This window comes from Patulibacter medicamentivorans, assembly GCF_000240225.1.
GTDB classification, from domain to species: Bacteria; Actinomycetota; Thermoleophilia; order Solirubrobacterales; family Solirubrobacteraceae; genus Patulibacter; species Patulibacter medicamentivorans.
Map to the genome: position 1 here is coordinate 1 of NZ_AGUD01000131.1, position 8,758 is coordinate 8,758.

Below are 8,758 nucleotides of genomic sequence, written 5' to 3' on the forward strand. Positions count from 1 at the left end.
GTCGCGGACCCGCTGCGCCAGCTCGTCGGCCAGCGCCGGGCGCTCGCCCAGCCGCGCGGCCTCGCGGGCGGCGAGCGCCGGCCGGTCGGCGGGCTCGGGATGGACCTTGTCGTCGCCCAGCAGCGGGAAGGCGTTGACGCCGGTCAGCTCGCGATCGCGGCGGCGCAGGGCCGTCTCGCGCTCGCTGGCGGCGGCGGCCAGCTCGCTCGCCCACGAGCCGTCGCGCAGGACCGCCAGCGCGCCGCCGGCGGTCTCGATCGCCTGGACCCGCTCCCATGCCGCGCGGGCGAGGGCGTCGGTCAGCGACTCGACGTACCAGGAGCCGCCGGCCGGATCGGCGACCCGCCGCAGCCCGGACTCCTCCTGCAGGATCAGCTGGGTGTTGCGGGCGATCCGGCGTCCGAGCGGCCCCGGCCCGTCGGCCCCGGCCGCGTCGGCGACGACGGCGTCGAAGGGGGCGACGGTCAGGCCGTCGGCGCCGCCGACCGCGGCGGCGAACCCGGCGGTCGTGGCCCGCAGCATGTTCGTCCACGGGTCGACGCCCGCCAGCATCCGGTCGCTGGTGCGGGCGAAGGTCGGCGAGCGCCGCTGCTCGGCGGGCACGCCGCTCAGCTCCAGCACGCGCGCCCACAGCCGCCGGAACGCGCGCAGCTTGGCGATCTCCTCGAACTGGCGGGTGCCGACGGCGAGCGTGAACTCGATCTGGGCGGCGGCGCGGGCCGGGTCGAGGCCGGCGGCCTCGGCGGCCCGCAGGTAGGCGACGCCGGTGGCGATCGCGATCGCCAGCTCGCGGACGGCGGTCGCGCCGGCGTTCACGTGCGCGCGCGTGTCGACGGCCAGCGCGGTGAGGGTCGGGAACGCGTCGGCGACCTCGGCCGCGATCGCGCCGGCGCGGGCGACCGCGTCGGCGGCGTCCTCGCCGAGCGCGCCCTCGGCGGCCAGCGTCCCGATCGGGTCGAGCCGCAGCGACGCCGCCGGCAGCGGTCCGTCGCCGCGCTCGAGCACCGCCAGCAGCAGCGCTGCCGCGGGCAGCGCCTGCGCTCCGGCCTCGAGCGCCACCGGCGCCAGGTCCAGGTGGACCCCGTCGAGGGTCTCCGCCAGGTCGTCGGCGGTCGAGATCATCACGCCGTCGCGGCCGCGCAGCTCGGCGAACGCCGGGTCGCCGGGCGCCTGGCCGGTGCGGGCGGCGCGGTCCAGCCGCAGCGCGACCTGGGTGGCGCCGCCCTCGAGGTCCTCGAGGATCCCGGTCCGGGCCGCCGAGCGCGACGGGTGGGTCTGGGCCTGGCGGATCTGCCAGGCGGGCTGGTCCTCGCCGGCGGGGCCGACGCCGCGCACGAACGGGGCGCGGCCGGGGACGCCGCCCGGGTCGGCCGCGAGCGCGTCGCTCGGCGTGTAGATCCAGCGCAGCGGCAGCCCGTCCTCGGTGGCGCCGGCCGGCACGTCCTTCGGCGGCGGCGTCTCGTCCGCGGGCTGGCCGGGCTTCGCGCGCTTGGCCGTCGCGGCCCGGATCCACTCCTCGGTGCTGACGGGCGGGAAGTCGGCGGCGAGTGGTTCGGGCATCACAGGTCCACGGAGAGGGAGGGTCGGCGGCGGGCGCGTGCGCGCGTCGCAGGCCCGAACGGTATCGCCGGTCGCGTCCGGCCCGTGTGCTGGCCGGTCAGCCAGCCGGTCGCGGGAACGGGGCCGTGACGTTTCGGGGCCCGCAACGTCCCGTCTTGGCGGCGCCGATCGGGCCCCGGCGATCCGGGACGCGGACGTCCGGTTTCGGCGGCGGCCGGGGCTAGTCCGACTCGTCGAGCCGCTCGCGCAGGCGGGCGACCTCGGCCTCGACGGCCAGCAGGCGCTGCATCAGGCCGGCGCCGGACATCAGGGGCGTCCCGGCGAGCAGGTCGTTCGCGGTGGTCCCGAAGGCGGCGGCGAGCGACGCCAGCTGGCTGGCGGCCGGTTCGCCGGTGCCGCTCTCCCACCGGCGGTAGGTCACGGTCGACACGCCGACCCAGCCCGCGGCCTGCCCCTGGGTCAGGTCGGCCGCCTCGCGCGCACGCACCAGCGCCGCCGCGAACGGGGGACGGGGAGCTGCCATAGCCAGGTAGTTTCCGTGATCCCGAGGCGGCACGACGGCCTGCCAGAGGGCGATCACGCGATCGATCGTCGAGCAAGCCATGGATGATCGCTCAGGCAGGGAGACCGCGCGCCGCAGCTTGGCGCCGCATCGCCTGCAGGCGCCCTCGATCGTGGCGATGCGATCAAACTTGTCGACGTGCACGGAGCACGAGATGATCGCTCACGTCGTCGCCGATGTCCACCGTCGGCCCGGTGCGACGCGCGGGCGCCGCACCGGGCTGCGCCTCAGCTCGACGCGATCCGCCCGAACACGACGTGGTCGTCGAGCAGCTGCCAGACGGACGCGACCTCGGCGAAGCCGGCCTGCCGCAGCGCCGCCAGGTGGAAGTCGAGCGTCGTCGGCGGGGTCGCGTCGCGGCCGGCGAAGCGCCGGTCGCGCTCGGCGGCCAGGGCGGCGCCGCCGGGCAGCGCGCGGGCCTCGTCCCACCACTGCTCCCAGGTCGCCGCACCGGCCGCGAAGGCCGCCCGCTGCGTCGCCTCGTCGTGCTCCTCGGCGACCCGGCGCAGGGTCGGGTGGCGGTCGTCGAAGCGCAGGTGGTCGCCGTTCAGCAGCACCCCGGACGGCGCCAGCAGGCCCGCGGCCCGGGCGTAGACCCGCAGCAGCTGGTCGGGGAGCAGCCAGTGGAGGGCGGTCGTCGAGACCGCCGCCCGCGGCCGCTCGCCGGCGAGCGCGTCGTCCACGAGCGCCGGCCACGCGTCCCCGGCCAGGTCGCCGTCGACCAGCGTCACGCGGTCGCCGTAGGGGGCCAGGGCCTCGGCCGCCACCCGCAGCAGCAGCGGGTCGTGGTCGATCGCGACCACCCGCGCCCGCGGGAAGCGCTCCAGCAGCCGCTGCGTCAGCGACCCCGGACCGCAGGCCAGGTCGACCGCGGCGAAGGCCGGCCCGACCGTCCGCTCCAGCAGCTCGAGCATCACGGCGAAGCGGCCCTCGCGATCGGCGATGTAGGCCGCCTGCTGGTCGTCCCAGCGCCGCAGGAGCGCGGTCGCGTCGATCTCGGGCGTCGTCATCGCGCCACGCCCAGGCGCCGCAGGCCGTCGGCGACCTTCTCGACCGCGCCGACGTTGCGCAGCGACGGGTCCATGTCCGACGCGGTCACGACCACGAATCGGCGCTTGCGGACCGCGGTCAGGCGCCGCGCGACCGGGTTCGAGCGCAGGAACTCGAGCTTCGCCCTGGCGCTGTCGCCGTCGCCGCCGCGGGTCAGGTCGGCCAGCACCAGGACGTCGGGATCGCGGTCGAGGATCGACTCCCAGCCGACCTCGGGCCACAGCTGCCTGCTGTCCTCGAACGCGTTGGTCGCCCCGAGCTCGCGGGTGATCATCCCCGGCGCGCCGCAGCAGCCGGCGAAGTACGGGGCCTTGGTCGCCGCGTACCACCAGCCGAGGGTCACGCCCTTGGCGTCGAGGCCGCCGGTGGCGCGCGTCAGCCGCGCCCGCAGGTCGGCGACGAGCTTGGCGCCGCGCCCGGGAACGCCGAACAGGCGGGCGATGTCGCCGACCTCGCCGAAGACGTCGGAGAACGCCAGCCGCCGGGTCTGCTGGGCGTCCTGGCCGCCGCACTCGCTGGGGGAGAGGTAGGTCGCGACGCCGAGCTTCTCGAACCGCTCGCGCGGTGCGGTGCCCTCGGCGCTGAAGCCGTAGGCGAAGGTCGTGTAGACCAGGTCGGGCTCGGTCTTCAGGACCCGCTCGAAGGACGGGAACTCCTTGCCCAGCTGCGGGACCCTGGCGTTGGCGGCCCGCAGCGCCGCGGGGACCGGATCGTTCCAGCCGGCGGCCCCGACCATCCGGTCGCCGAGCCCGAGCGTCAGCAGCATCTCGATCGCCGGCTGGCTGATCGCGACCGCGCGCGTCGGCGGCCGCTCCAGCCGGACCTCGCGGCCGCAGTTGCGCACGCTGACCGGCCCGCCGGTCGCGGCCGGCGCGGCCTGGGCCGACGGCTGGTCGTCGTCGCCGCAGGCGCCGAGCCCGCCGCCGCGCGCGGTCGCCAGCGCCAGCGCCAGCAGCGGTCCGCGGGCGGGTCGGGTCCGGAACGGGGTGAGCCTCATGCTGGGGTGCTCCTCGGGTCGCTGGTCGGGTCGGTCGGGTCGGTCGACGCGGGGTGGGCGGGACCGGGCAGGAAGCGGATCGCCGGCCGGCCGTCCGGGCCGTCGGCGGTGACGACGCTGCGGACCCGGTAGACGTCGGCGATCAGCTCGGGCGTCAGCACCTCGCCCGGCGATCCGGCGGCCACCACCCGCCCACGCGCGAGGACGACCAGCCGGTCGCAGAAGGTCGCCGCCAGGTTCAGGTCGTGGAGCGCCATCACCGTCGTCACGGGCAGCGCCGCGACCAGCGTCAGCAGGTCGAGCTGGTGGTGGATGTCCAGGTGGTTGGTCGGCTCGTCGAGCAGCAGCTCGCGCGGCTCCTGGGCCAGCGCGCGGGCGATCTGGACCCGCTGGCGCTCGCCGCCGGAGAGCGTCGACCAGGGCTGGTGCAGCCGCTCCTGCAGGTCGGTGCGGCCGATCGCCTCGGCGACGGCGCGGGCGTCCTGCGGCCGCTCGCCGTCCCACGCCCGGCGGTGGGGGATCCGGCCCAGGCGCACGACGTCGAGGACGGTCAGGTCGATCTCGGTCGCCGCGTGCTGCTCGACCGTCGCCAGCCGCCGCGCGACGTCGCGGCGCCGCAGCGAGCGCAGGTCGTCGCCGTCGAGCAGGATCGTGCCGCCGTCGGGGCGCCGGATCCCCGCCAGCAGCCGCAGCAGCGTCGACTTGCCCGAGCCGTTGGGGCCGAGCAGGCCGACCGTCGATCCGCGGGCGACGTCGAGCGCGATGCCGTCGACGATCAGCCGCTCGCCGGCCGACCAGTTCACGTCGCGGGCCTGCAGGCTCACGCGATCGCCCGCCGCCGGTAGAGGATCGCCGCGAACGCCGGGACCCCGATCAGGGCGGTCACGACGCCGACCGGCAGCTCCTGGGGGTCGAGCACGGTGCGGGCCGCGGTGTCGACCCAGACCAGGAAGATCGCGCCGATCAGCGCGGTCGCCGGCAGCAGCACCCGGTGGCCGGGCCCGACGAGCAGGCGGGCGGCGTGGGGGAGGACCAGCCCGACGAACCCGATCGCCCCGGCGGCGCTGACCAGCGTCGCGGTCAGCAGCGCGGTCACGACCAGCAGCAGCGCGCGGACCCCGGCGACCGGGATCCCGAGCGCCGAGGCGGCGTCCTGGCCGAAGGCGAAGGCGTCGAGCGCAGGGGCGGAGAGCAGGCAGATCGCCAGCGCCCCGCCGGCGACCGTGGCGGACAGCGCGACGTCGGCCCAGTCGGCCCCCGACAGCGACCCGAGCAGCCAGAAGAGCACCCCACGGGTCTGCTCGGCGTCGGCCGACGAGGTGACGATGAACGACGTCAGGGCCGAGAACAGCTGGGTGCCGGCGACGCCGGCCAGCACGATCCGGTCGGTCCCGCCGCCAGCGCCCGCCGCCAGCAGCACGACCAGCGCGAAGGCCACCAGCGCGCCGCCGAAGGCCCCGACCGAGAGGCTGATCGCGCCCGAGCCGATCCCGAGCACCATCACCAGCACCGCGCCGGTCGACGCGCCCGACGAGATCCCGAGCACGAACGGATCGGCCAGCGGGTTGCGCAGCAGCGACTGCATGATCGCGCCGCAGATCGCCAGCCCGGCCCCGCAGACCGCGGCCAGCAGCGTGCGCGGCAGCCGCAGGTCCCAGACGATCCCGTCCTCGATCCGGGTCAGCCCCGCGTCGCCGAGGCCGAGGTGCTGGCCGACGCCGCGGGCGACGTCGGAGACCGACAGGTCGGCCGGGCCGATCGTGATCGCACCGGCGATCGACAGCGCCAGCGCCAGCAGCCCGCCGGCCCACAGCAGGCCGCGCGCGACGCGCCCGGCGCGGGCCGGCAGGATGACCGTGGGCCGCGCGTCCGGCGCGATCTCGTGCACGCGGGATCAGCCTCCGAGGCCGAGCCGGCGGAGGCCGGCGGCGAGCTTCTCGGCGCCGTCGACGGTCCGGATCGACGGGTTCAGGTCGGCCCCGTTGAGGGCCACGTAGCGGCGGTGGCGGACCGCGGTCAGGCGCCGCGTCACGCGGTCGGACTCCAGGAACCGGACCTTGGCCGCGAAGTCCTCGGCCGACTGCTGGCGGCGCGTCAGGTCGCCCAGCACCAGCACGTCGGGGTCGCGCTCCGCCACCGCCTCCCAGCTGACCTGCGGCCACTCGTCGTGGGTGTCGGCGAAGGCGTTCCGGACCCCGACCGCTCGGGCGATGATCCCCGACGAGCCGCAGCAGCCGGCCATGTACGGGGCCTTCGCGTTGGCGAACCAGAAGGCGACGGTCAGCGGCCGCGGCGGGCGCGGCGCGGCGGCGACGCGCGCCAGCCGCTCCCGCAGCTGCGTTACCAGCCGCTCGCCGCGCTCGGGGACTCCGAAGATCCGTGCCAGCTGCCGGATCTCGTCGTGGATCACCGCGATCCGCAGCGGCCTGGCGCGCGGGCCGTCGCCGCTGCCGCCGCCCCGGCGGTCGGTGCACTCGGACGGCGCGACGTAGGTCGCCACGCCGAGCTTCGCGTAGCGCTCCCGGCGGTCGCGGTCGTCGCCGTTGAGGGCGAACCCGAACGACGCGGTGACCAGCTCGGGCTCCTGCTGGAGGACCCGCTCGAACGAGGGCACGTCGTCGGCCAGCCGCGGGACCGCCGCGTTGGCGGAGCGCAGGTTCGCGCGGACCGGGTCGGTCCACGTGGCGGTGCCGACCATCCGATCGGCCAGCCCGAGCGAGAGCAGCACCTCGGTCGAGCCCTGGTTGACCGACACGACGCGCCGCGGCGGCCGCTCGACCGTCACGGTCCGGCCGCAGTTGCGCAGGACCACCGGTCCGCGGTCGCCGGCGCGCGCGTCGTCGCCGGCGGGCTCGTCGGCGTCCGTGCCGCAGGCCGCGAGCAGCGGCAGCGTCGCGAGCACGGCGATCAGCCATCGCCGGGGTCGTCCGGCGGCGGGCCGGGCGGAGGTCTGCGCAGTTGCTGGGCGGGGGATCCGTCGCGTGGGCACGACGTCCTCTTTCGATCAGGGACCCGTTCGCGGGGTCCTGTTGGCGATCCGGCCGGCCGCGCACGGGGTGCGCGGAGGGCCGCAAGCCAGCAGGTCTTCGGGCTCGGGATCGACCGGGAGGAGCGCCTTCCCGGACCTCGTGGTCCAGTGGCCGATGCTCCGCCCGTCCCCCATACCGCTGCGCGTCAGCTCCGGTCTCTCACCGGATTCCCTGACCCAACTCGGTGGGTGCGACTGGCTCGCCGCGGCACGATAGCGGACGCGCCAGCGCCGTCGAGCGGCCGACGGTCGCCGGGTCGCGGTCCGGGTCGCGGTTCGCTGGCCGGCGCGATAGCGTCCCGGAAGGAGTCGATCCACCCCGACCGCGGGGCCAGGGAATCCGGTGCGAATCCGGGACTGACGCGCAGCGGTGAGGACGGGGATCGCGACCACGAGGCCACTGGTGCCGCCGGACCGCTCGTCCGCCGGCCTGGGAAGGCGGTCGCGATCGATCTCGTCCGAGTCCGAAGACCTGTCGACGCCGCGCCGGACGGCTCCGTCCCGGCGCTTCCGGCAATCGCGGCCGCGCGCAACGGTCGCCGCAGAGGAGGCAGGACCCGATGGCAGGCGACGCCGGTATCGGCACGCGAGAGGACCCGACCGTCGACCGGCGACCGCCGGTGCTGGAACGGCTGCCGGCGATGGCGACGACCGGGGTCGGCAGCCTGCCGTTCCCCGAGCCCGGCGCGGCGGTCCGCCACGCGACCCGCGCCTACGAGCTGCCGTTCTGCCCGCAGCTGCCGCAGCTCGACGGGGACATGGTCAGCGAGTGGCTCGGGAGCGGGTGGGCCGGCGGCGCCTCCTGCGGCTGGAGCGCGGAGCGCGACCGCGAGCGGCCCGTCGCCTGGGACGCCACCCTGGACGCGCTCGCGGGTCCGCGCGGGCGGCCGCCGCGGCATCGGCTGGTGAAGCTGCAGGTGACCGGGCCGGTGACGCTGGCCGTCGCCCTCGAGCGGGCGGCGGGCCGCAGCGGCGCGGGCGCCGAGGTGCTGGACCTGGCGCGCGACGTCGGCGGCTGGCTGGCGGCCAACGTCGCCGGTCAGGTCGCGCGGCTGCGCCAGGCCGAGCTGGACGCGCTGGTCGTCGTCGACGAGCCCGGGCTGGCCCACGCCGAGGTCGACGACCTGGCCGGCGTCTGGGATCCGCTGGCCCGCTGCGGCACGGCCTGGGGCCTGCACGTCTGCTCGCAGGTCCCGTGGGCGACGGTCGGGCGGGCGGCGCCGGACCTGCTGTCCTTCGACATCACCCGCTACCCCGTCGGGGGCGAGGCGGCGGCCGCGATCGCGGCGCTGGTCCGCCGCGGCGGCCGGGTCGCCTGGGGCGCCCTCGACCCGGTCCGGCCCGACGGCCCGGCCAACGTCGCGTCGCGGGTGGTCTCGGCGATCGGGACCGTCGGCGCCCAGGGGATCGCGGTCGACCGGCTGTTCGCGCAGAGCCTGGTGACGCCGTCGTGCGGCACCGGCCGCCTGTCGCCGCGGCGCGAGCGGCTCGTCGCCTCGGTGCTGGCGGCGGGCGCGGAGGTGGCGCTGGCGGCGGCCGCGGCGTGGCCGGCGGAGGGCTA

8 protein-coding genes and 2 riboswitches are annotated in these 8,758 nt (G+C 77.0%); of the genes, 1 reads left to right on the forward strand and 7 read right to left on the reverse strand.

The window, feature by feature from the left end; translation table 11 throughout:
* The 7 genes from PAI11_RS10005 to PAI11_RS10035 form a co-directional block, all read right to left on the reverse strand.
* On the reverse strand, nucleotides 1-1,560 hold a 1,560-nt coding region (locus tag PAI11_RS10005), incomplete at its 3' end, for a methylmalonyl-CoA mutase family protein (protein WP_211656575.1).
* Between the two features lie 220 nt (nucleotides 1,561-1,780).
* Nucleotides 1,781-2,083: a helix-turn-helix transcriptional regulator gene (locus PAI11_RS10010; RefSeq protein ID WP_007573858.1), complete on the reverse strand. Its 303-nt coding sequence runs from the start codon at nucleotides 2,081-2,083 to the stop codon at nucleotides 1,781-1,783.
* A gap of 266 nt (nucleotides 2,084-2,349) precedes the next feature.
* Complete coding sequence (locus PAI11_RS10015) at nucleotides 2,350-3,132, reverse strand: class I SAM-dependent methyltransferase (RefSeq protein WP_007573861.1); 783 nt, start codon at nucleotides 3,130-3,132, stop codon at nucleotides 2,350-2,352.
* A complete protein-coding gene (locus PAI11_RS10020; RefSeq protein WP_007573863.1) occupies nucleotides 3,129-4,169 on the reverse strand; it encodes an ABC transporter substrate-binding protein in 1,041 nt (346 codons plus the stop codon). Before PAI11_RS10020 ends, PAI11_RS10015 begins: the two co-directional genes overlap by 4 nt.
* Nucleotides 4,166-4,993, reverse strand: coding sequence for an ABC transporter ATP-binding protein (locus PAI11_RS10025; protein WP_050897189.1), 828 nt, complete (start codon nucleotides 4,991-4,993; stop codon nucleotides 4,166-4,168). Before PAI11_RS10025 ends, PAI11_RS10020 begins: the two co-directional genes overlap by 4 nt.
* A complete protein-coding gene (locus PAI11_RS10030; protein WP_007573867.1) occupies nucleotides 4,990-6,057 on the reverse strand; it encodes a FecCD family ABC transporter permease in 1,068 nt (355 codons plus the stop codon). Before PAI11_RS10030 ends, PAI11_RS10025 begins: the two co-directional genes overlap by 4 nt.
* Before the next feature lie 6 nt (nucleotides 6,058-6,063).
* Complete coding sequence (locus PAI11_RS10035) at nucleotides 6,064-7,071, reverse strand: ABC transporter substrate-binding protein (RefSeq protein ID WP_007573869.1); 1,008 nt, start codon at nucleotides 7,069-7,071, stop codon at nucleotides 6,064-6,066.
* Nucleotides 7,072-7,229: 158 nt separating this feature from the next.
* A riboswitch (cobalamin riboswitch) is annotated at nucleotides 7,230-7,412 on the reverse strand.
* Nucleotides 7,413-7,530: 118 nt separating this feature from the next.
* Nucleotides 7,531-7,671, forward strand: a riboswitch (cobalamin riboswitch).
* Nucleotides 7,672-7,757: 86 nt separating this feature from the next.
* Here PAI11_RS10035 and PAI11_RS10040 point away from each other — a divergent pair.
* A partial coding sequence (locus tag PAI11_RS10040) for a uroporphyrinogen decarboxylase/cobalamine-independent methonine synthase family protein (RefSeq protein ID WP_040599643.1) occupies nucleotides 7,758-8,758 on the forward strand: 1,001 nt, incomplete at its 3' end.